Origin of the sequence: Myxococcus guangdongensis, from assembly GCF_024198255.1 — a bacterium.
GTDB classification, from domain to species: Bacteria; Myxococcota; Myxococcia; order Myxococcales; family Myxococcaceae; genus Myxococcus; species Myxococcus guangdongensis.
Map to the genome: position 1 here is coordinate 149,477 of NZ_JAJVKW010000012.1, position 22,193 is coordinate 171,669.

A 22,193-nucleotide genomic window follows, 5' to 3' on the forward strand; every position below is an offset into this window, starting at 1 on the left:
CGCTTGGGCGCGGCCTCTTCCACCTGGGTAGGGAAGGACACTCCCACCTGCGGAAGAGGGCCACCTTGCTCCGACGGGGCGGGGCCGATTGGAATGCGGCCTCCCCCACCCCCGGAGAAGCCGCGCCATGACGGACCCGATTCCTCCTCCTTCCTCGCAGGGCACCTCCGGACGCAAGGCCGCGGTGTGGAGTGGCGTGGGGCTGGTGGTGGCGCTGGCCGCGGGAGGCGCCCTCTATGTCCGGAGCGCCCGCGCGCCGGGCCACGCGCAGGACGGACACGGGCCGCATGACGGGCACGCGCACCCGGAGGCCGCCGCGCCGAAGCGCACGCGCGCCGTGAAGCCCACCGCGTCCCAGGAGGTCCTCCGCCACACGGACCGGGCCGCGCGCGCCGCCGCCAGCGGTGACACGAAGAAGGCCCGCGAGTCGCTCGGCGAGGCGCTGATGCTCGCCCCCAAGTACGCGCCCGCGCTGCTGGTGCACGCGTGTCTGGCGCTGCAGGAGGGCAACGACTCAGAGGCCGCCGAAGCCCTGGAGCGCCTGGAGGCCGAGGCCCCGGGCAGCACGGAGGTGGCGCTGCTCCAGGCGATGCGTGAGCGACGGCGCGCGCCCGACGCGGGCACCTGGCAGCAGGCCTTCCGCGACGCGTGGCTGAAGCTGGGCCGCCCCGACTTCCGTCAGAGTGAGTTGTTGCCGGGCGCCACGCCCCTGCCGCCGGACCCCGCCCAGGTGGACTGGGAGAAGGCCGCGTGGGCGCGCGCCACGTCCGACGACACCCGGCTGAGGCTGGCCCTGGCCGCGCGCAAGCTGGAGGCGGAGCAGGCCCTGTTCCTCTTGAACCAGGTGCCCCGGCTGGAGGACCCGGACCTCTACGTGGCGGTGCGGGACGCGCTGCGCGGCGAGGCGCTGCCGGAGTCCGAGTACGCGCGGGCGCGCACCGTCTTCCGCGAGAAGCTGGAGGCGCTGGCCCGGGCGCACCCGCGCTCGATGCAGCTCCAGTTGCTGCTGCTGCTGGGTGACACGGAGTCCGGCAGCGAGCTGACGCCCGTGGAGATCGACGCGCTGGAGAAGCTGGCCACGCTGCCGGCCTGGCGGGAGACGTCCTTCCACGACGGCTACGTGCGCACGCGCGAGCTGTTGCGCGAGGCGGGGGTGCCCGACGCCAGCGCGATGGCGATGGCGGTGTCCAAGCGGGTGCTGGGGGAGCGGGGCACGTGGATTCTGCGCACGCGCAACGTGGGCACGCGGGGCTCGCTCCCGCCCGAGGGGTTGAAGCGCCTGGGCCGCATCACCCGGGACATCGGCGCGAGCCTGGTGCGGCAGACGACGGTGGTGGAGCGGATGGCGGGCCTCCAGCTGGTGCGCGGCGGGGCGCAGGACCTGGGGGACGACGCGGGCCGGGTGCTGGCCATCAACCAGGTCGAGGCGCTGGAGCAGGCGATGACCACGTTCAACCAGACGGCGATGGAGCGCTGGCCGGTGGCGGCGTTGACGGAGGAGCTGCTCGTGGAGCTCACCCGCGACGAGGTGGGCTATCTGCAGGGCTTCGCGGCGAAGGCGCCCGCGGGCACGGCGAAGGCGAGGCCGTAGGCGGCCGCGGGAAGAGACGAGGTGACTCGGGCCCCAGGGAAATCTCTTCCCCCCGGGGCCCGAGCAGACCCCCCACACTGCAACGGAGCCGCCGCACGCCGGACCTCCAAGGTCGTCCGGGCAACCGCACTCCTTCCACACCAGCGCCGGAACCCAGGGGGGCATTTCCGGTCAGGCCTCGCGTGGGCAAGGTGGAACACGTCCACGTCTTTCAACGCAACGATGGGGCGAAGAATATCGGGTACGCGCGGCATGTCCACCCGCAGGGTCGGTGACGCGGGGGGTGCCGTGTCAGGACGGGCGCTGAACGGGCCCTCGTTCACCATCCGTCCGGGAAAATCGCGCGGAAACCCCAGGTCGGTGATTGACAGCGGGCCCAGAGCTTCTTCGGCCACGCCGACAGCGCGCCGCTGACACCTGATGCGCCGTTCATGACGCGCCAGCACGGAGTCACGGTGAAGGCCGCTCGCACCCAGAAGCGTTGTGGAGAAGTTGGGGACGACAACGCCCGTTGTCGGCACTGTCCACGACGTTGACGGACCTTCGCTTTGAATCCGCTGAATCCCTGACGTTTCCGAGGGTTGCAACGCCGGGTGGCACTGGCCACGGCGTTGCACTGGGGCGTGGGCATGCACGTCGCCTTCTACCTGCTGCTGGTCATCGGATTGTTGGGAGCCTTCGACGTCGTCTACTTCCACCACTGGCGTGGCCGGCTGCATGAGCGCGCCGAGTGCCAGCGCGAGGTCTTCTGGCACACGGCGCGGCACCTCATCTACGCGCTGCAGTTCCTCTGGGTGCCGCACGTGCGCTTCCAGGGGTGGGCGTTGGGGGCGCTCGTCGTGCTGTACGCGGTGGATGTCGGGGTCGCCTTCGCGGACGTCTGGGAGGAGAAGGACAGCCGCGCGCCGCAGGGGGGATTGCCTCGGGGCGAGTACTTCGCGCACGTGGTGTTGAGCGTGCTGGTGGGGCTGTACCTCATGGCCACGTTCCAGGCGGTGTGGGGGGACCGGCTCTTGCCCTCGGGGGTGCGGTGGGAGCCCGCCGACGTGCCGGTGGCGCTGCGCGCGCTGATGACGGTGATGGGGGTGACGGCGCTCATCACCTTCACGCGGGACGCGGCCCGGTGGTGGGGGATGCGTCGCGCGGCGGCGGTGCCAACGCGCCGACATCCGCTCCAAAGGATTGTCGCGGAGGTGCTCATCCCCGCGCCGGTGGAGGTGGTGTGGGAGCGGACGCAGGAGCCCAAGCTGCATGTGGCCTGGGACGTGCGGTTCACGTCCATCCGGTATCTGCCGGAGCAGGACGCTCGGGGGTTCCACGGGATGGACTACCGGACGCGCCTGGGCTTCGGGCTCGAAATCGTGGGGTGGGGGCGCTACCTGGCGAACACGCCGAACGTGCGCTCAACGTTCGAGTTCGGCTCGGAGGACTGGCGCAGCCCCATCCTGCGGGGGCGCGGGGTGTGGCTGTATGAGCGGCGCCCCGAGGGGACGTTCTTCAAGACGGTGTTCGACTACCAGACGCGGCACGGGGTGCTGGGGGAGGTGCTCGATGCGGTGCTCTTCCGTCCCATCATGCGGCTGGGGACGGAGTGGGGGTTCGAGACGCTGCGGCGGTGGTGCGCGGGGGATGAGCTTGCCACGAAGCGGGGGCGCTCGCGGTGGCGGTTCGCCCTGTTCGTGCTCGCGCGGATGCTGGGCAGGCAGCCTGCGCCAGGCGCGGCGCGAAGCTGGCTCGGGGGAGGGACGCCGGGCGCGGCGCCGGCTTCGGGGGCGAGGCTCGTGGAGGTGTCGCCGTGAGCGCGGGGGTCCGGCCACTCCGGTTCGACACGCACGAGGCCTTGCTCCAGGCGACCTCATGGGAGGACACGTTCAACGAGGAGGAGCTCGACGAGGCGCGTGACGCGCTCCCCCACGCCTCGCGGGAGGCACTGCATGGCTTCGTCCTGCGTCAGCGTGCCTGTCGACGCTCGCTCGGGCTGCTCGCGGACTTCTACCGGGTGAATCCGTGCCGCATGGCGCGGGTGCACCTGCTCGCGGCCAGCGCCGTGACGCTCGGCCGTTTCTGGGGCGTGTCCGAGCCCTTCGCGCGCCTGGGCGCCGCGGTCATGCCGGTGGATGAGACAGGACTGCCTCGCACACCCCGGTGGACTGCCTATGCGAACGCATGCGCCGAGGGCCTGCCGATGGAGGTGCGTGACGAGCGATGGATTGAAGCCCACATGGTCGACGTCGCGCGCGGACGCGAGCTCGGTCATGAAGCGGCGTTCATCGAGGAGGCCCGAGCGCATGAGCGCGAGCCTCTGTGGCGCCTTCTCGTCCAGCACGTGGAGATGACGCTCGGCGCGCGCTTCTTCGACCAGCATGCGCTGGCGGGCGCGGTGCCCGGTGAGAGCGCCATCGCGCATGGCCTCGCGCTCTCGGTGGTGCGACTCACGAGCGCGGGCTGGGTGCTCCTGCGCCACTACGCCTGGGCCACGCTGCGCGCGCTGTGCCTGCCGCGTTGGCATCGAGTCCCGGGGCTCGTCGGAGAGCGCCGCGCGGCGTGGCTGCTGCTCGCCAGCTTCCTCACCGCGTGGACAGCAGCGGGGGTGTATCGGCGGGGTGTGAAGGCGCTGCATCGGGGACAGCGCACGAGACCCTCGGACGCCTGGTCCCTGCTCGCGAGCGCGATGGGCCCGGAGGTGTCCCGCGTGGACGAGCGGGTCATCCGCTTCTACGCCAACCCCGGTGCCTGGAACGTGCGCGCCTCGGTGACGTTCTCCTCGTGCGTCGCGCGGATGTTCGCCTGGGTGGCGACGAGACTGTCAGGCCAGGGCCTCTTCGAGCACGGAGCACGCACGTTTCCCGGACGCTTCCGGACCTTCCGCCGCGCCGATGGCTCGATGCACTTCGTCCGCGAGCTGTACTGCGATGGAGCGCTGCGCAGCTTCGACTCGGACTTCGTCCTGCGAGGCGACGAGCTTCACGAGGTCTTCGTCGAGCATGGCCTGGACCTGGCCCTGGACGTGTCGGTGCTGGAGGACGGCGGCATCCGACTGCGTGGCGGCACGCTGAGGTGGCACGGCCTGGTGCTGCCACCCGTGGGACGCGGCGTGGAGTTCCGCATCCTCCCCTCGAAAGAAGACCCCAGGCGCGTGGACATCATCGGCACCTTCCGCTGGAGCACCTCCTCGCGCGCGCCCCTGGGCTGCATCCGCTACGAGGCGTGGCTCCCCGACGAGGCTCAGTGGTCCGCGCCCTCGTGATGGTCGTGTCCCGGACCCCCGAACGTCCCGGGCCACGGCTCGTTCGCGGGCAGCAACCCCGGCATCGGGAAGCGCTGGAAGCGCCCCTGGCTCGAAGCGAACGGCGGGTCGCACTCGCCGCAACTCTCGGCCCCATCCATCATCAGCAACGCACCCGGCGCCAGCTCAAACAACTGGGGCATCGTGCGCGCCTCGTAGTCCAACCTGCACTGGAAGGCCTCGCTGCCATCGGAGACCCGCACCCCCACGAGCAGCTGCGCGTTGTCCCTGTCCGTCGCCGTGGTGAGCACCAGCGTCCTGGGTGGCAGCCCTCGCGTCTCCGGCCACGTCGCCAGCCGCAGCTCCTTCGTCGTGAGCGACTGTCCCGAGCGCAGCGAGTATGTCCAAGCATCACCCAGTGACGGCAACGCGAAGCCCTGGAGCTGTGTGACGACGGGCGGGGGGCTTGCGTCGCCGACATTCACCGTCGTGCCCGGCGCGCTCGGCACCAGTCGCTCACGCGTGGCCACCACGCGGCCGAAGACCTGCGGAAGCGTCGCCGCCACCGATCCATCCGCCGTGCGCAACGCCTGCCCGCCCCACTCCGGGAAGAGCAGCCCGTTCACCACCGCCAGCTCCCCGGAGCGCTGCCCCAACGACTTGCGCCAGCGCGGCACCCCGTCCGACGAGAACGCCATCATCAACGAGGGCGCGCCCGCCCGCAGCGGCGCCCCCACGTTCAGCGTCTGCGCGAAGGACACATACAAGTCCCCCGCCGCATCGGACACCACGCCGAACGGGTGCGGGTGGTTGCACTCGGACAACAGCGGGTCCGTGAGCTCCTGCGCGGACACCATCTGTCCGAACGCATCGAGCACCACCAGGAAGTACATGCGGCACAACGTCTCGCGCCGCTCCCCCGCCGGATACGCCTCGAAGAGCGCCGCCAGCCGGTCCGGCGCCATCACCGCCAGCCGCGCCAGGAACAGCGTCTCCGTGCGCTGACGGATGTCCGGCCGCGCGTCGCCCAACGTGAACGTCCACCGAGGCACCCCTGTGTATCGCTCCATCAGCGACACCGTGCCGTCCCGGGGCAGGTCCATGCACAGCAGCCGGTCGTTCCACAGCATGCAGCGCCGGGCCTCGTCGCGGCTCAAATGGGGCACCGGCGCCGCCGCGTCCAGCAGCGCCGACTCGTAGAAGCCCGACAGCGTCACGTCCCCCTCGGGGCCCACCAGCAGGTCATGCAGGTCGCGCGGGTACGCCGCCGCGTCGAGGCTCCAGTCCGGCGCCAGCGCCACCGCCGCGGGGCGCTCGCACACGGGCCCGCGACAACGGCCCTCCGCCTGACACGGACTGGCCGACGCGCAGACGAAGCCATCCGGCAAATCCCTCCGCGCACACGCGCCCTCGACGCACACGTCCGCCGCGTCGCAGCCGCGCTCCGTCCCGCAGAAGGTGCCATCTGGCGCATCCGCCAGGCCACACCCGAGCTTCGAATCACACGTGCCCACCTGGCACGGCCCACCCCCGGGACACGGCGGCGCCGGCACCGAGCGGCACCCATCCAACGCATGACACGCATCCGTGGTGCACGCATTGCCGTCGTCGCACGGCCGCTCCTGCCCTCGGCACCGCCCCTGCTGACAGGTGGCCATGGTGAGGCACGCGCTGCCCGGGCTGCACGCGGTGCCGTCCGGCGACACCGTCTCCACGCAGCGCTCGCTGACGGGGTCGAACACCGAGGACGCACACACCACCGCGACACACACGGGCGTCGACCGCGCCTCGCCCACGAGCACCAGCTCCACGCGCCCTCCATCCGACGCGGTGCCCACCAGCCGCGACTCGAACGTGCCGATGGCGCTGGGATTGAAGCGCACCCGCACGGGCACCTCCTCCACCCCCACGCGCGAGGGCAGCCCATCCAGCAGCGAGAACGGCGCCTCCACCGCGGTCCACGTCACATCCAGCGGCGCGCGCCCCGCGTTGAGCACGCGCACCTCCGCCTCACGCGTGCCCCCCGGATAGGCGAAGGGGAAGTCGAGCCGTTCGAGCGACAACCGCAGCCGCCCCTGCGCGCCCACCAGCGACGGGTCCTCGCGGCAGGCGATGAGCCCCGTGCCCAACACCACCGCCATCACGATGACGGCCCACCCCGCCCCGCCTGTGCTCGTCGCGCGCGCCATGGGTGCCTCCCGGACTCCAGCCCTCCGCGTATAGCCCCGGGCTTCCCACGATGCGAGGGGTGAGCACCTCGCGCCTGTCCGCCATCGCCTCTCACGCACCCCGCTCGTTTCGGCTGCTGAACGCTCGCGTCACGGTCTGCTCACGCCACCACGTGGCGACCCGAGTGCCATGCGTGACGACTTCCGGGACCTCTGCAGGGACATCGCGCCGAGCACCGCTCGACCTCCGCGCGCGCCGCGCCACCAGCGCCCCGAAGTCGCAATCTCGTGGCAGAGCTGAACGTCGGACGGAATCCTCATCCACTCGGGTAATGGAAGCGGGTGGAGGCATGGAAGGCGTGCCTTGCCACAGACACTTCAGATTGCGTCCACCAACACCCTGTCATTTTTTCAGACGGTCGCTCCGGACCCACTCCAACCGCGCGGAATGGTTGGATCCAGGAAAGGTATGGTTCTCGCAATCGGCGCGGGGATGACTTCCGTCGCCGACACGGGCTCTGCGTCCTCCCAGGCCTTCACCGTGCTCATCCCACGCAGCCTGCAAGGCACCGTGGACGGGCTGACGCCGAAGACGCGGCAGGCCCTGCTGTCGGAGCTCTTCCGCATGGCCACGCTGGCGCACCAGGAGCGCGGCCTGCTGCCCGCGTCGGAGCCGTATGCGTTGAACCTGGACTTCGACGAGTGCCACGTCACCGTGGAGATGGACCCCTCCCGCGCCCGGCTGACCCTGGCCGGACTTTCCCGGGCTCGAGCGCTGGGCTGAGCCCGGCGATGCGTGGAAGCAATGTCTCGACGGGCCGGCTACGAAGAATCCTGGGACCTGACCTATCTGGTGGAGCAGCTGCGCGAGCTCATCGGCCGCGACCTGCAACTGGATGACGCGCTCGGCGAGGAGCTGGAGGACACCCTCGCGCGCCTCGTGCTGCGCAACCAGCGGCTGCGCATGCTCCAGCGGATGGTGAACGCGGAGCGCTCGGCCGAGGACCTGGAGATTCTCCGCAATGCCCTGGAGCACACGGACCGTGAACTGCTCACGGCCCTGCCCGGCCTCCTCGAGCGTCTGCGCACCGCGCTGACCTGAGCTTCCGAGGCCGAAGGCCCCAGCGCCTCCTGGCGCCCTGTTCCAGCCCCGGAAGCTCCCGGTGTGCCCGCGAAGGCGCCGCGCGCGCCCCAGGGCCCTCCACGGCCGCCTGGCGATGCCCCGCTGGCACCTGCCCGCGTGGGCTTCTCGTTCCCACGTGCCTGGATGCCCGGGTGCCGTCGCGTGCCCGGATGCCAGGGTGTTACAGCCGTGTGGCGCTCATCCACAGGCGCAAGTCACAGGCACCGTCTGCTTCTTCAAAAGAGAGATGGGGTATTGATCAAGTGGTGGAAGAAGTAGAGGGCACGGAGTTGGGGACAAGTCAGCAAGCTCGCGGGATGACTGACGAATTCGCCCGATGCTACATGTGGGTAAACTGGCGGTTTCCCACGGCCACCCACAGGTGTTGATCCACGCCGGGGTTTCTCCACAGCCATCCCCCCGCTGTCCACAGGCCATCCACAGGCTCGTGGTGGATGACGGGAAGACGGTGGGTGACAGCGTGTTCTCACCACACGTCCGCGCCATACAAGCCTGTTATCCTCCGCGGCGTTGCGGCTCCGGTGGCGGGGCGCTGGCGAGGAGGGTTGACCCATCGATTTCTATCGGGGCGAGCGCATCGGGAAGTACGAGGTCGTCACGCAGTTGTCCGTGGGTGGCATGGCCGAGCTGTTCCTCGGCTTCACCTCGGGTCCGGGTGGCTTCCGCAAGTACGTGGTGGTGAAGCGCATCCTGCCGGACGCTCGGGACAACGAGCAGTTCGAGCGGATGTTCCTGGACGAGGCGCGCATCACCGCGGCCTTCAACCACCCGAACATCGCGCAGGTGTTCGACCTGGGGCAGGAGGAGGACGGCCTCTTCCTGGCGATGGAGTTCATCGCCGGGCAGAACCTCAACCAGATTACCAGCGCGTGCCTGCGCCACCATCGCTCGGTGCCGCTGGGCTTCACGCTGTCGGTGGCGCGCGACGTCTGCATGGCGCTGCACTACGCGCACACCTTCACCGCGCCCTCGGGAGACCCCAGCCCGGTCATCCACCGCGACGTCGCCCAGAAGAACATCATGGTGACGTACGACGGCATGGTGAAGCTGCTCGACTTCGGCATCGCCAAGGCGAAGAACAGCCTGGAGCGCACGCACGCGGGCACGGTGAAGGGCACCACCGGCTACATGTCCCCGGAGCAGGTGCGCGGCGACAAGCTGGATGGGCGCAGCGACTTGTTCTCCGTCGGGGTGATGCTGCACGAGATGCTCACCGGCTCGCGCCTGTTCGCGGGCAAGACCGAGCGCGACGAGATGATGAAGATCCTCGAGGCGCCCATCCCCTGGCCCTCGCACGTCGCGCCGCACGTGTCGGAGCAGGTGTCCAAGGTGGTGATGCAGGCCCTGGAGCGCAGCCGCGAGAAGCGCTTCGCCAACGGGCGGGACATGGCGCGGGCGCTGGAGGCGGCGGCGGGGACGCTGATGCAGGACGCGGAGCACCGCGCCTCATTGATGAAGGAGATGTTCTCCGAGCGCATGGCGGCCACGCGCGCGCTCCTGGAGAGCGTGGACGGCACGGCCAGCTCGCTCATGGTGGACTCCGCGAAGCGCGCCCTGCGCGGAGACGATGGGCCGTACCTGCCGGTGCGCGAGGAGATGGCCACGCCCCGGGCGGGCAATACGCCGCTGACGGGCAGCAAGAAGCCCTCGCGCAAGGTGTCGACGGTGAAGACCGAGGCGCCGCTGCCTCCGCTGGAGAGCGACGAGCTCACGCCCGCGCAGAAGCTCCGCTCCAACGTGCTCTGGGGATTGGTGCTGCTGAGCATCCTCGGCGGCGGCATCTATGGCGCGGTGAAGTTGAGCCGCGCGCTGGATGACTCGGCGACGATGGTGCCCGTGCGGGAGGAGGAGCCGCAGGACGCCAGGCTGCGTCCCATCCAGCCCGGGGCCCTGGCGGGGAACCTGGGGCCGGGGCCGGGCGAGCCGGTGCCCGGGGTGAAGCCCGAGCCCGCGCCGAGGAACACCGTCCCGGCGCAGGGGGAGCCGCCGGATGAGGGCTCGAAGCCGGAGCGCACGGGGACCAAGCCCGCGCGCGTCACGGGCAAGCTGACCTTCAACATCGCCGGGCAGTCGGCGCCCGTCTATCTGGGGGGCAAGAAGCTCGGCGTGACGCCGCTGCTGGGAGTCGCCGTGCCGGTGGGCAAGCACACGTTGAAGATCGTCGACCCGCAGGGGAAATCGCGCTCACTGCCCGTGGTCATCAACGCGGGGGAGACGACGGTGAGCAACTTCTCGAGCTGGCAGGACCTGCCCTGAGGGGTGTGAATCCGCTGCGATGACGAGGGGGCCTGTTATCTTCGCGCCCCCTCATCCTTCCCTCCGAGACCCATGGCCCCGCTCACCCTTGGCTTCCTGATGGACCCCCTCGAGACGGTGCGGGTGGACCACGACTCCACCTTCGCGCTGATGCTGGAGGCGCAGAAGCGGGGCCACCAGGTGGTCTACTTCGAGCAAGGGTGGCTGCGCTTCAACGGTCGGGTGGCGGAGGCGCGCATGCGCCACGTCACGGTGCGCCGGGAGCTGGGACGGCACTTCGACGTGCTCGACGAGGCGCCGCGCGAGCTGTCGACGGTGGACGTGTTGTTCCTGCGCAAGGACCCGCCGGTGGACGCGGAGTTCCTGCACGCCACGCAGCTGGTGGAGCTGTGTGGTGACCGCCCGCCCATCTACATCAACGACCCGGCGGGCATCCGCGACGCGAACGAGAAGCTCTTCTGTCTGCGCTACCCGGACCTGATGCCGGACACGCGCATCACGAGGGAGCTGCCGGTGCTCCTGGACTTCATCGCGAGGAACGCGCAGGGCACCATCCTCAAGCCGGTGGATGGCTTCGGCGGCAAGGGCATCCTCTTCCTCGCGCCGGGGGACCGCAACGCGCGCTCCGCCGCGGAGCTGCTCACCAGCGGAGGCCGCGAGGCCGTCGTCGCGCAGGCGTACATCCCGGAGAGCCGACAGGGCGACAAGCGCATCATCCTGGTGGACGGCGAGCCGGTGGGTGGCGTGCTGCGCGTGCCGTCCGGGGATGACCACCGGGGGAACATGGCGGCGGGAGGCACACCCCACAAGGCGGTGCTGTCTGCGCGGGATTTGGAGATCTGCGAGCGGCTCAAGCCGGAGCTGCGCAAGCGCGGGCTCCTGCTCGTGGGCATCGACGTGCTCGGCGACTACCTCACCGAGGTGAACGTGACGAGCCCCACGGGCCTGGTGGAGGCGAACCACCTGGACGACGTGTGCATCGAGGCGCGCGTCCTCGACGTGGCCGAGCGACTGGCGGCACGGCGTCCGAAGGCCTGACGTCCGGGGCGGAGCGGGGCTCGTGGCGGATGCTCTGGCCATCCCCGCGCCATCCTCCAAGGAGGGCGGGGTCGTGTGCCTCCGCGGAGCTTCATCGAGCCTCATGCCGAGCGCGGGTTGCGGGTGCGCTGGATTCCAGGGGCTCACGGGTGGCTCCGTGGCTGTTCGGATGGCGCCGGGTCCCTGAATCGACTTCATGGAGGTCGTGTTCTTCACGGGCAACCGCTGACGTCGTGAGGACGGTCCGCCGATGGGCCTGTCCGGAGCGATTTCCCGAGTGAAAGTGAGCTGAAGGACGGTTCAGGTTCCAGGGTGCCCGACGCGGTGCGCTGAAATGAACCCTGGTTCATGTTTCAGGGCCTGGGCGACGCGGCGCGCCTTGAATCAGGGGTGTGCGGGGGAGTCACGTTGCCGCCCGCGGCCGTCATCCCCCTTCCCCCGACGGCCCGGGAGGCACCATGTCGCCGTGGCGTTCTCGACTCTCCTCGACGTGCTTCACCTTCACCGTGGCGCTGGGCCTGGGCGCACTTGGATGTGGCGGAACCGACGTGGGCCCCTCGGCGCCGGAGGACTCGGTGCTCGAGCGCTCCGAGCAGGCCCTCACCCAGGTGACGGGCTTCGGTAGCAACCCGGGCAACCTGCTGATGTTCCGGCACGTACCCTCGGGGATGCCGGCCAACGCGCCCCTGGTGGTGGTGCTCCATGGCTGTACGCAGAACGCGACGGGCATGGAGCTCAGTGGCTGGACGGCGGCGGCGAACGTCTACAAGTTCTACGCGGTGTATCCGCAGCAGCAGGGCAGCAACAGCGGCACCAGCTGCTTCAACTGGTACGAAATCGGGGACACCACGCGCGACGCGGGCGAGGCGCTGTCCATCAAGCAGATGGTGGACGCGATGAAGGCCACCTACTCGATTGATGCGTCGCGGGTGTACGTGACGGGCTTCTCCGCGGGCGGCTACATGGCGTCCTCGCTGCTCTCCGTCTACCCGGATGTCTTCAGCGCCGGCGCCATCAACGCGGGCGGACCGCACCGCTGCTCCACGTCGGTGAACGCGGCCTTCACGTGCATGAGCGGCATCGACAAGACGCCCGCGGCCTGGGGCGACCTGGCGCGCAGTGGCTACCCGAGCTACGCGGGCCCGCGTCCGCCGGTGTCCATCTGGTACGGCACCAGCGACTTCACCGTGCGGCCGATGAACGGCACGGAGGCGATGGAGCAGTGGACGAACGTGCACGGCATCGACCAGACGCCGGACACCACGGAGACGGTGGGAGGCTTCCCGCACAAGGTCTATCGCGATGGCGCGGGTCGAGCCCTGGTGGAGACGTGGGAGCTCACTGGCATGGGGCACGCGGTGGCGTTCGACGCGCAGTTCAACTTCCCGGGCAGCACCACGGCCTGCGGCTCGGTGGGCGCGTACGTGACGGATGTGAACCTGTGCGCTGTGTATCACCAGGCGAAGTTCTTCGGCCTCACCGAGGGCGGCAACGAGCCGGGCGGTGACACCACGCCTCCCACGGTGAATGTGACGTCTCCGGCGAGTGGGACCACGGTGAGCGGCACGGTGACGGTGACGGTGAGCGCCACGGACGCGGTGGGCGTGGCGCGCGTGGAGCTGCTGGTGGATGGGACTCCGGTGGCGACGGACACGGTGGCGCCGTACGAGCTCGCGTGGGACAGCCGGACGGTGGCGAACGGCGCGCACACGCTGGGGGCCCGGGCCTATGACGCCGCGGGGAATGCGGCGACGGACAACGACACGAGTGTCACCGTGAACAACGCTGGAGGTCCGCCCACGCCCGTCACCGTGAGCTTCACGAGCATCGCGGCCGAGGACGGCTACCTGAAGGCGAACGCGGATGGCAGCGGCGCGGTGCTCGGGACGCTGACGAACCTGGCGCTCGGGCGTGGGACGGATGGGAAGTACAACCGCTCCTTCCTCTCGTTCGACACGTCGGCGCTGCCGGATGGGGCCACCGTCACGCGGGCGTTCCTCACGGTGAGCTACTCGTCGGGCATGGGGGACCCCTGGGCCACGCCCGCGGGCAACACGCTGGTCATCGACGTGAAGTCCGGCACGTTCAACGCGGCGTCCACGGAAGGTGCGGACTGGGCGGCGGTGGCGGACGCGAGCGCGGTGGCGAGCATCGAGCGGTTCACCAGTGGCGCGAAGGCCTCGGCGGACTTCAGCGGTGCGGGCCTGGGGGCCATCAACGTGGCGGGCCGGACGCAGCTGCGGCTGCGCTTCAGCCAGGAGCAGACGGCGACGCAGTACCTGTTCGTGCGGGACTCGGCGAACGCGGTGCTGACCGTCGTGTACACACCGTGACGTGAGGATGTCCCCGGGGTGGACGCCTGTTCGACGAGGATGCGAGCATGGCGTCCCCCCGTGACTGACTTCGCCTCACAGCCCGGCCCGGACGAGACGCTCGACTCCATCGGCACCTCGGGCGTGCGCGTCTTCCAGCGACGGGATGGGTATCGGTTCACGCTGGACGCGGTGCTGCTCGCGGCCTTCGCTGCCACCGAGTCCACGCAGGGCTCGGGGCGGATATTGGAGTTGGGTGCGGGCAGCGGCGTGGTGTCACTGCTGCTCGTGAAGCAGTTCGGGCTGGGGCCCGTGGATGCGCTGGAGCTGCAGCCCGCGGTGCATGCGCGGCTGACGCGCGCTGTGGCGCTCAATGACTGTGAGTCCCGGGTGCGACCGGTGCTTGGGGACCTGAAGCGCATCCGTGAGCAGGTGACGGGTGGAGCGTATGTGCAGGTCGTGTCGAATCCGCCGTTCCGGGTGGCGGATGCGGGGGTGCGCAGTCCGGATGACGAGCGCGCCATCTCCAAGTCGGAGGTGGCGTGTGATGCCCGGGACGTGGTCGCGGCGGCGCGGTACGCGCTGGCTCCTGGGGGACTGGTGAGCCTGGTGTATCCGGCGGCGCGCGCGGCGGAGGTGCTCGGGTTGCTGGCGCAGTCGAAGCTGCATCCGCGCGTGCTGCGCTTCGTGCACTCGAGGGTGGAGGCACCGGCCACGCGCTTCCTGGTGCAGGCCGTGCGCGACAGGGACCGGGGCCTCACCGTGCGCCCGCCGCTCGTGGTCCACGGGGAAGGACCCGGGGGCTACTCGGCGGAGGTGGCGGCGCTCATGGACCCGCCGCTCAAACTTCCTCGAACTTCGCTCCCGTGACGTTCGCGCGCTCCATGGCCACCTTGATGTCCTCGGTGACGATGAGCGCGACGGTCCATCCCCAGGTACGGAAGACCTTGGCATCGCCTACTTTCGTGCGGTCGATTCGCAGACCCGCCACGCTCCGGTATTGGCCGAGCTTGTCCGGTCGTTCGTCCTCTGGCTTCCAGCGAAGAATCTCTCTGGAGGCCTTGTCGTCGATGCACCGGACGACCTTCGTGGCCACGAGGAGTTGATACGTGTCTGGGAAGCCTTGGATGGCCACGGGTATGCACTGAACATCATCGGGTGCCAGCTCCGCGAAGACATTGGCCACCTTGATGTGAACGACGGGAGTCAATGCCGCGCCCGCCGTGCTGAAGTCCAACGGTCGTCCGGGCACGTCGATGGGAATCGACAGGGGACCTGTGACATGACTGGGTCGTCCCGACGTGAACTCCCTGAAGTTCTCCAACTCGCGGCCCTGGCCATCGAGCGGTTCATCCAGGGACCATTTCCCTCGCTGCATGTCGGGCTCGAGCGAGAAGTATCGAGGCTGTTTCGGCATGGTGGACCTCCTCACTACCTCACAGGCTGTTTCATCAACAGCCTGTAGACTTCCGTCCCTCGGGTCTGGGCTTCCTTGGCGAGAAGGCGCAGCTCGCTCGTGAGCGCCTTCTGACACTCCGCCACCTTCCGACACTCTCCCAAGCCTTGAAGCAATCGCTTGTAGATGAATGAGTGATACTGCTCGGTGTGTGGCCCCTTGTGACCCACGATTCTGACGATGTTTTCGGGATCCTTCAGCTCCATCCCTGCTCTCCTGAAGAGCTTGCGGAACTCTGGCGTCCAGGGCCCCCCAGTCGCGGTGGAGATTTCATTCTTGTTCGTGGCGAGGTGGTGGCGTTGTCCCTTGCCCGAGCGCATCTCCCGGCTCGCCATGGCCAATGCGTTGGGGGCGAGCGCGATGGTGAACCCTTCAGCCGACACCGCGATGGATTGCACACTCCCCACCGCGGCGTACTGGATGCCTGCTTGAGTCTCCACGGCCATCGCGGCCTGCGCGGAGCCCGGAAGTCTCGTGGCCTTCGCAGCCAGGCCTGCCGTGCTTCCGATGGCGGCCGTGGCCAGCATCACGAAGACCCGTGCGGCATTCTCTCCGAGGACTTCGCCGTAGGCCTCACCTGAAGCATGGAGCTGCGCGAAAGTCGTGGCCTGCTCCACCTCGCGCACCAGGGTCAACCACCCGTCCAACAGACGCCACACCGTGTCCACGCCCAGATAGGCGATGGCAATGGCGGTCATGGTCGCGGCGACACCTTTCGAGATGGGCTCGGGTAGCGCCCAGAGCAGGAGGTACATCGTCGCAGTGGCGGTGATGGTGGCCATGACCACATCGGGGTCTGCCATGCCCTCCAATGCCTCGGCCGTCTCCTCCCACACGGAGTCCATCGCGATGGCCAATGCCCATGTGTATTTGCCGTCGCTGGCGAGCAGCGGGCCCTCCTCCAGCAATCGCAAGCAGTCCCCAGGTTGGTTCTTCCGCACGCACCATTGGCCGTAGGCTCGCGTCAGATCGTCGTCTGCGTAGGACGCCAGCAAGTGAGGCCCTTCCGCGTCCTCTCGACGCTGGGGTGTAAGGTGTGGGGGGCGGCTCTCGTATCGGTACACACCACCACGGGATGGCACGCCGAAGAGTTCTCGGGCTTCCTGCATCGGGTTGCGAAACGGACGCACGTCTCGGACCAGTTCCGCGATGGCCTCCTCGTACTCGTCATCGTCGAGTTCGGCTGCTTCCACTTCCGCGCCTGGCTCCTCGTGAGGAGTGACGACATACGAATCAGTTCCGGCATCCAGTCGCACGACCCGACTCGTCGTGCAGCCGGTGATGACCACGAACAAGATCAACGGTGCCGCCCAGCGAAGCAGCATGGAGTGTCCCCCATCAGGTGGCCCTTCACACAGAGGGCACGACTCAGGAGTACCAGAAGGCAATGACCTTCCGCCAAGACTGACGCGGCGTCGTCCGGGGAACTCTGCCTGCGTCAGGTTGCCGTCGCCGCGACTGGGGCCATGAAGACGGCTTGGCATCATCCTGGCCTTGGACTCGTGGAGTGGTTGAAGGCCCGGTCGTCCACCGAGGGAGGGGCACCGGCACACGGGTGCCGTGGTCATGGAGCGTTCCCAACGTACTCAGGTTTCCCGGATGGGCCCGTGGCCCCCGAGCAAGGAGAACAGGGAATGAACGCGGCGACGCTGACCGAGCAACCGGACTTCCTCAAGGCGGCGGCCCTGCTGCCTCCTCGCCTGTCATTGGGCTCGACCATGGTGGTGCATGGCATCGCCAAGCTGCGCAAGGAGGGCACCGAACAGCACGCGGGCTTCTTCGAGCAGCTCGGCCTCACGCCGGCCAGGCCCCTGGTGCTGGCCACCGGCGTGACCGAGGTCCTCGCGGGGGTGGGCGCCATCCTGGGCATCGCGACCCGACCCGCGGCGGTGGCGGTGCTCGTCACCCAGGCGTTCGCCATCGCGAAGGTCCACGGCTCCAAGGGCTTCGACAACACGAAGGGCGGCTTCGAGTTCAACCTCGCCCTGTGCGCCATCGCCCTCGGGTTGCTCCTGCGGGGTCCGGGTCGACTGTCGGTGCACAGCGCCGTGGAGTCGAAGGTGAAGCGCAAGGAACTGCGGCGGTTCAAGCTGCTGCCGCGTCAGCGCCGGGGCTCCAGGCTCCTGGACCTGCTGGGTTAGGCGCGAGCGGGGTGGGTCAGCAGGGCCGCCCGCCTGCCCGCTGAAGTCACAGGCATGCGGGGGCTGTCCCTGGAGGGCCCCAAGGCTCGTAAGATGCGCGAGCCATGTTCCCGTCCGCTTTCGTCCTGCTCGCGCTCGCCACCTCATCGGGTCCCTCCTCGGAGCACGTGCCCGACGTCGCCCACAAGTTCTCCACAATGCCCGTGGGTCGGAGCGCCGAGCTGTTGTCCTCGGCCGGCTCACGGTCCGTGCTCAGCGCGCTGGAAATGGAGGCGCTCACGAGCGCCGCTCAGCGCGCCGGTGAGGCGTCAGCGCGTGCGGTGGTGAGGGGCATGGCCGTGGGCGCCACGATGGCGAGCTCGGGACCGAGCGCGTCCTCCGATGTCATGAGCGTGGGAGAGCATGCGGTGCGCTCCGGACTGAGCGCGTCGAGCGAGGCCACCGTGATGAGCGCGGGCGCGCGCTCGGTTCCGAACGTGCCGTCCATGGCCTCGATGACGTCACGGGTTCCAGTGGCCCTGGCTTCCTCGACCGCCTCGGCGACCGACTCCTCCATGCAGCCCGCCCCCGCGGGAGGTCTCTCGGACATCGGGAACGCGGCCGCTCGAGCCGGTGCCGGCGCGCTCCAGGCCGCCGTCCTGGCCTTGAACGCGGGGGCCTCGTTCGTCCCGGACCCAGAGTCGGCCGAGCTGCACTACGTCCGCGGCCTCGAGGCCCTCAAGCAGAAGAACACCCCCATCGCCATCCACGAGCTGTCCTCGTGCGTGAAGGCCCTGCCCACGCGCGTGGACTGCCGTTGGGAGCTGGGCTGGGCGTACTCGGTGGAGGGCCGCTGGGCGGACTCGCTCACGCAGTGGACCGAGGTCCAGAAGCTCGCGCCCGAGCACCCGGACCTCGAGACCGCGCTGGCCCAGGCCCGAGGTCAGGCCGCGCTGCAGGCGAAGCTCAACCAGACACCGGTCGCCAGCAACCGCCCTCCCCCGCCGCTCGATGCCAAGGTCCGCATCCGCGCTGTGGGCGACATGATGCTCGGCACCACGGTTCCCGAGGGGAACCTGCCACCGGATGGCGCCAGCAGCGTGATTGCGGGTGTGCGCTCTTTGATGGAGGACGCGGACGTCACCTTCGCGAACGTCGAGGGCCCGCTGTGCGACAACGGCTCGACGAAGAAGTGCCGCTCGTCCAGGAACTGCTACGCGTTCCGTTCGCCCACGGCCTACGGGCAGGTGTTCAAGGACGCGGGCGTGGACCTGGCGTCCACGGCGAACAACCACTCGGGTGACTTCGGGGAGCTGTGCCGTCGCGAGACGGAGGCCACGCTCGATGCGCTCGGCATCGCGTGGAGCGGGCCGCCGGGCTCGGTGGCGACGGTGGAGCGCAACGGGCTGCGCATCGGCATGGTGGCGTTCCACACGTCGCCGTCGTGCAACCACCTCAACAACACGGAGACCGCCACGGCGTTGGTTCGCGCGGCGGCCGTGGAGCACGACATCGTCATCGTCTCCTTCCACGGTGGCGCGGAGGGCGGCAAGGCGCTCCATGTTCCTCAGGGCCGCGAGATGTTCTTCGGCGAGGACCGTGGCGACTTGAGGGTCTTCACGCACGCGATGGTGGACGCGGGTGCGCACGTGGTCATCGGCCACGGTCCCCACGTCGTGCGCGGCATGGAGTTCTACAAGGGCCGGCTCATCGCGTACTCGCTGGGCAACTTCGCGACCTACGGACGGTTCAACCTGAAGGGTCCGCAGGGGCTCGGCATGGTGCTCGAGGTGGAGCTGGACCGCGAGGGTGCCTTCACGGGTGGCCGTGTGCTGGCCACGAAGCAGGTGGACAAGGGCATCGCGGTCCCCGACGAGAAGGGCGCCGTCATCAAGCTGCTGAGGGATTTGTCCGCCGAGGACTTCCCCGGCTCGGGCGCGCGTATCTCCGAGGACGGCACCATCCACCCGACGGGCAAGGGCCCTGTCTCCGCGCGCTCCGCGCCCGCGCATCGCTGAGCGCGTTCCAGGTCATGCCGCGCTGCTCGATGATTGGAGCGCGGGCAGCCCGTGACTTCGTCATCCCCGCAACGAGCAATCCGTGTGACTCGTTGCTCCTCATCGAAGCCGTGGTGTCTCATCGCGCGCTCGTCTCCGCACGCGAGCCCCGCTGTCCCGACAGATGCGCACTCGCGCTCACGCGAAAACTCACGGGGCTTCCTCGGAAATCAATGAGTGAACGCGTCCGTGGACACTGTGCTGCCCGCTCCGCTCGCGAACTGTGTGTCACGAAGACGCGGCGAGGGTCGTCCCTGGTTTCGTCATCCACCGCACGCTGAAGCTCGGCTGCTGGCCCCTCTGCCACCCGCGTGATTGCGGCCCCAATGATGACGCGGCTCGGGAGAGCGCGTCGTCAGCGCGTGCGGTACAAGGAACTCCGCCGTGCGCGCACTTCGACTGCCCCATCTCTCTTCGCTTCGCGCCTTCGAACACCCCGGCTATCTCGCGGTCTGGCTGGGCGCCCTCATCTCCAACATCGGTACCTGGATGGAGACGGTGGCGATGGGCGTGTACGTCACGCAGGAGACGGGTCGCGCCGAATGGACCGGCGGCATCGTCGCCCTCGCCTTCCTCCCCTCGGTCATCCTGTCACCGCTCGGCGGCGCGCTCGCGGACCGGTTCGACCGCCGCGTCTACGTGGCGTTGGGCATCGCCGTGCAACTGGTGCTGGCTGCGGTGCTCACCGTGCTCGCCTTCATCGGTGAGCTCACCGTCCCCATCGTCGGCGTCGTCACGCTGCTCAACGGCTGCGCGAGCACGCTGACGAACCCGGCCTTCTCCGCGATGCTCGCGGAGCTCGTCCCTCCCCGCGACTTGCACAGCGCCATGAGCCTCAACTCGGCGCAGTACAACCTGGGGCGCATCATGGGACCGCTGCTCGCGGCGCTGGTGCTCCAGATGGGCGGCGCGTCGTGGGCCCTGCTCATCAACACGCTGTCCTTCGTCGCGAGCCTCATCGCCCTGTCCCGCGTGACGCTGCCCTCTCGTGACACGCCGCGCACACAGGAGAGCCTGTGGGCCGGCATCACCCGAGGCGTCTCCGTGGCCCGCGCCGACGAGGACATCTGGCGCGTGCTCTGGGGCACGCTGTTCGTCGCCGCGCTCGTGGCGCCGTTCATCGGCCTGGTGCCCGTCTTCGCCATCAACGTCTTCGGCCAGGGCGCCGCCGCGACGTCGCTGCTCGTCGCCTGTCAGGGCGCGGGCGCGGTGGTGGCCGCCGTCGTCGTGGGCACGCTCGCGGACGCGCTCGGCCACCGCAAGCTCCTGGGCTTCGCCGCCATGTCCATCGGCGTGGTGTCCGCGCTGTACTGGATGTCCCCCACGCTCACCGTGGCCGCGGCCGTCATCTTCCTGCTCGGCGCCAACTACCTCACGCTGATGAGCGGCCTGCACGCCTTCGCCACCTCGCGTGTTCCCCGGGACATGCAGGCGCGCGTCAGCAGCCTCTACAGCATGGTGCTCGGCGGAGGGTACGCCGCGGGCGTCTGGGCGCTGGGCGCGCTCTCGGACCGCGTGGGCGTGCGCTTCGTCACCGTCACCGCCAGCGTCATCTTCCTGGCCCTGGTGCTGACGCTGCGCCTGCTCAGCCCGCGCAGCTTCGACGACTCGCGCGCCTGAACCCCCGCACCCGGGGTGCCCGCCCGCTCCACGATGAGGCCGTGCCCGGGGTCCACCCCCGGACATGAATGGCGATTCAGGTGCCGAAGGGACTGCGTCCCAACACCCCGCGCGCTACACACGGACGCTGACGACCCCCTCCCGAGGAGCGCATGCCCATCCGTCCATCCGTCCTGGCCCTGTCCGCCCTTCTCCTGGCGGCCCCTCCCGCCCTCGCCCAGTCCAAGGCCCCCGTCGAGCCGCTCGGCACCGCGCTCGAGGGTCTGCCCTCCGCGTTCCCCGTGCAGTACCTGTCCACCCAGGTCGAAGGTCAGGACGTCCGCCTCGCCTACCTGGACGTGAAGCCCACCGCGCGCGCGAACAACCGCACCGTGGTGCTCCTGCACGGCAAGAACTTCTTCGGCGCCTACTGGGAGCCCACCATCCGCGCGCTCACCGCCGCGGGCTTCCGCGTCGTCGCCCCGGACCAGCTCGGCTTCGGCCGCTCGTCCAAGCCCGACGTCCACTACAGCTTCCACACCCTCGCGTCGCTCACCAAGCAGGTGCTCGACTCGCTCGGAATCAAGCAGGCCGTCATCCTCGGCCACTCCATGGGCGGCATGCTCGCCACCCGCTTCGCCCTCATGTACCCGCAGGCCACCGAGCGCCTCATCCTCGAGAACCCCATCGGCCTCGAGGACTACCGCGAGAAGGCCCCGTGGCAGCCCACCGAGGCCTATTACAAAGAGCAGCTCGCCGTGACGGAGGAGTCCACCCGCAAGTACCACCACACGTACTACGTGAAGTGGAAGCCCGAGTACGACGTCTGGGTCCAGGTCCTCTACCGCCAGACGCTCAGCGGTGACTACCCGCGCCTGGCCCAGGTCGCCGCCGAGACCTCGCAGATGATCTATGAGCAGCCCGTCGTCCACGAGTTCCCCCTCGTCAAGCCGCGCGCCCTCGTCGTCATCGGCCAGGAGGACCGCACCTTCATCGGCCGCGGCAAGGTGCCCGCCGACGTCGCCGCCACCCTCGGCCAGTACCCCCAGCTCGGGAAGAAGACCGCTCAGGCCATCCCCCAGGCCACCCTGGTGGAGCTGCCCGGCGTGGGCCACATCCCCCACATCGAGGCCCCCGAGAAGTTCCACGCCGCCGTGCTCGACTTCCTCGCGAAGTAGCCCCTGTGGGCAACTTGGGGACGCAGGACACACTCCCCGCATGAGCGC

At 69.4% G+C, this 22,193-nt stretch carries 16 protein-coding genes; 13 read left to right on the forward strand and 3 right to left on the reverse strand.

Features of this window, described 5'->3' with window-relative positions; all coding sequences use genetic code 11:
• Positions 1-127 precede the first annotated feature (127 nt).
• The 3 genes from LXT21_RS31985 to LXT21_RS45505 all read left to right on the forward strand — a co-directional run bounded on the left by LXT21_RS31985 (position 128) and on the right by LXT21_RS45505 (position 4,838).
• Complete coding sequence (locus LXT21_RS31985) at positions 128-1,591, forward strand: tetratricopeptide repeat protein (protein WP_254042007.1); 1,464 nt, start codon at positions 128-130, stop codon at positions 1,589-1,591.
• Between the two features lie 593 nt (positions 1,592-2,184).
• Positions 2,185-3,390, forward strand: a complete 1,206-nt coding sequence (locus LXT21_RS31990) for an SRPBCC family protein (protein ID WP_254042008.1) — start codon at positions 2,185-2,187, stop codon at positions 3,388-3,390.
• Positions 3,387-4,838 (forward strand): DUF4166 domain-containing protein, encoded by a 1,452-nt coding sequence (locus LXT21_RS45505; protein ID WP_254042009.1) that lies wholly within the window; start codon positions 3,387-3,389, stop codon positions 4,836-4,838. The genes LXT21_RS31990 and LXT21_RS45505 overlap by 4 nt, the downstream gene beginning before the upstream one ends.
• On the opposite strand, the gene LXT21_RS32000 is transcribed toward LXT21_RS45505, so the two are convergent.
• Positions 4,817-7,006, reverse strand: coding sequence for a tenascin-X (locus LXT21_RS32000; protein ID WP_254042010.1), 2,190 nt, complete (start codon positions 7,004-7,006; stop codon positions 4,817-4,819). The genes LXT21_RS45505 and LXT21_RS32000 overlap by 22 nt on opposite strands.
• Before the next feature lie 448 nt (positions 7,007-7,454).
• Here LXT21_RS32000 and LXT21_RS32005 point away from each other — a divergent pair, with 448 nt between their 5' ends.
• From LXT21_RS32005 to LXT21_RS32030, 6 genes are all read left to right on the forward strand, one after another.
• On the forward strand, positions 7,455-7,769 hold the full coding sequence (locus LXT21_RS32005) for a hypothetical protein (RefSeq protein WP_254042011.1): 315 nt from the start codon (positions 7,455-7,457) through the stop codon (positions 7,767-7,769).
• A 21-nt stretch (positions 7,770-7,790) separates the two neighbouring features.
• Positions 7,791-8,087, forward strand: a complete 297-nt coding sequence (locus LXT21_RS32010) for a hypothetical protein (RefSeq protein WP_254042012.1) — start codon at positions 7,791-7,793, stop codon at positions 8,085-8,087.
• A gap of 660 nt (positions 8,088-8,747) precedes the next feature.
• Positions 8,748-10,385 carry a protein kinase domain-containing protein gene (locus tag LXT21_RS32015; RefSeq protein ID WP_407667075.1) on the forward strand — a complete coding sequence of 546 codons (1,638 nt, stop codon included), beginning with the start codon at positions 8,748-8,750 and terminating at the stop codon, positions 10,383-10,385.
• A gap of 72 nt (positions 10,386-10,457) precedes the next feature.
• On the forward strand, positions 10,458-11,423 hold the full coding sequence (gshB, locus tag LXT21_RS32020) for a glutathione synthase (protein WP_254042013.1): 966 nt from the start codon (positions 10,458-10,460) through the stop codon (positions 11,421-11,423).
• Positions 11,424-11,881: 458 nt separating this feature from the next.
• Positions 11,882-13,756, forward strand: coding sequence for an extracellular catalytic domain type 1 short-chain-length polyhydroxyalkanoate depolymerase (locus LXT21_RS32025; protein ID WP_254042014.1), 1,875 nt, complete (start codon positions 11,882-11,884; stop codon positions 13,754-13,756).
• Between the two features lie 60 nt (positions 13,757-13,816).
• Positions 13,817-14,605 (forward strand): tRNA1(Val) (adenine(37)-N6)-methyltransferase, encoded by a 789-nt coding sequence (locus LXT21_RS32030; RefSeq protein ID WP_254042015.1) that lies wholly within the window; start codon positions 13,817-13,819, stop codon positions 14,603-14,605.
• On the opposite strand, the gene LXT21_RS32035 is transcribed toward LXT21_RS32030, so the two are convergent.
• Positions 14,577-15,152 carry an imm11 family protein gene (locus LXT21_RS32035; protein WP_254042016.1) on the reverse strand — a complete coding sequence of 192 codons (576 nt, stop codon included), beginning with the start codon at positions 15,150-15,152 and terminating at the stop codon, positions 14,577-14,579. The two genes, LXT21_RS32030 and LXT21_RS32035, sit on opposite strands and share 29 nt — an antisense overlap.
• Before the next feature lie 14 nt (positions 15,153-15,166).
• The gene (locus tag LXT21_RS32040; RefSeq protein WP_254042017.1) at positions 15,167-16,516 is read right to left on the reverse strand and encodes an AHH domain-containing protein; all 1,350 of its coding nucleotides are present in this window, start codon (positions 16,514-16,516) and stop codon (positions 15,167-15,169) included.
• Between the two features lie 309 nt (positions 16,517-16,825).
• Between LXT21_RS32040 and LXT21_RS32045 the strand changes: the two genes are divergently transcribed.
• The 4 genes from LXT21_RS32045 (at position 16,826) to LXT21_RS32060 (ending at position 22,145) form a co-directional block, all read left to right on the forward strand.
• Positions 16,826-17,332: a DoxX family protein gene (locus tag LXT21_RS32045; protein ID WP_254042018.1), complete on the forward strand. Its 507-nt coding sequence runs from the start codon at positions 16,826-16,828 to the stop codon at positions 17,330-17,332.
• Between the two features lie 104 nt (positions 17,333-17,436).
• Positions 17,437-19,329, forward strand: a complete 1,893-nt coding sequence (locus LXT21_RS32050; protein WP_254042019.1) for a CapA family protein — start codon at positions 17,437-17,439, stop codon at positions 19,327-19,329.
• A gap of 423 nt (positions 19,330-19,752) precedes the next feature.
• Positions 19,753-20,988 (forward strand): MFS transporter, encoded by a 1,236-nt coding sequence (locus LXT21_RS32055; protein ID WP_254042020.1) that lies wholly within the window; start codon positions 19,753-19,755, stop codon positions 20,986-20,988.
• Positions 20,989-21,140: 152 nt separating this feature from the next.
• The gene (locus LXT21_RS32060) at positions 21,141-22,145 is read left to right on the forward strand and encodes an alpha/beta fold hydrolase (RefSeq protein ID WP_254042021.1); all 1,005 of its coding nucleotides are present in this window, start codon (positions 21,141-21,143) and stop codon (positions 22,143-22,145) included.
• Positions 22,146-22,193: the final 48 nt, after the last annotated feature.

Coding starts and splice junctions, on each gene's coding strand:
- LXT21_RS31985 (WP_254042007.1), top strand. CDS start 128: ATGACGGACCCGATTCCTCCTCCTTCCTCGCAGGGCACCTCCGGACGC.
- LXT21_RS32000 (WP_254042010.1), bottom strand. CDS start 7,006: ATGGCGCGCGCGACGAGCACAGGCGGGGCGGGGTGGGCCGTCATCGTG.
- LXT21_RS32005 (WP_254042011.1), top strand. CDS start 7,455: ATGGTTCTCGCAATCGGCGCGGGGATGACTTCCGTCGCCGACACGGGC.
- LXT21_RS32010 (WP_254042012.1), top strand. CDS start 7,791: ATGTCTCGACGGGCCGGCTACGAAGAATCCTGGGACCTGACCTATCTG.
- LXT21_RS32015 (WP_407667075.1), top strand. CDS start 8,748: ATGGCCGAGCTGTTCCTCGGCTTCACCTCGGGTCCGGGTGGCTTCCGC.
- gshB (WP_254042013.1), top strand. CDS start 10,458: ATGGCCCCGCTCACCCTTGGCTTCCTGATGGACCCCCTCGAGACGGTG.
- LXT21_RS32025 (WP_254042014.1), top strand. CDS start 11,882: ATGTCGCCGTGGCGTTCTCGACTCTCCTCGACGTGCTTCACCTTCACC.
- LXT21_RS32035 (WP_254042016.1), bottom strand. CDS start 15,152: ATGCCGAAACAGCCTCGATACTTCTCGCTCGAGCCCGACATGCAGCGA.
- LXT21_RS32040 (WP_254042017.1), bottom strand. CDS start 16,516: ATGCTGCTTCGCTGGGCGGCACCGTTGATCTTGTTCGTGGTCATCACC.
- LXT21_RS32045 (WP_254042018.1), top strand. CDS start 16,826: ATGAACGCGGCGACGCTGACCGAGCAACCGGACTTCCTCAAGGCGGCG.
- LXT21_RS32050 (WP_254042019.1), top strand. CDS start 17,437: ATGTTCCCGTCCGCTTTCGTCCTGCTCGCGCTCGCCACCTCATCGGGT.
- LXT21_RS32060 (WP_254042021.1), top strand. CDS start 21,141: ATGCCCATCCGTCCATCCGTCCTGGCCCTGTCCGCCCTTCTCCTGGCG.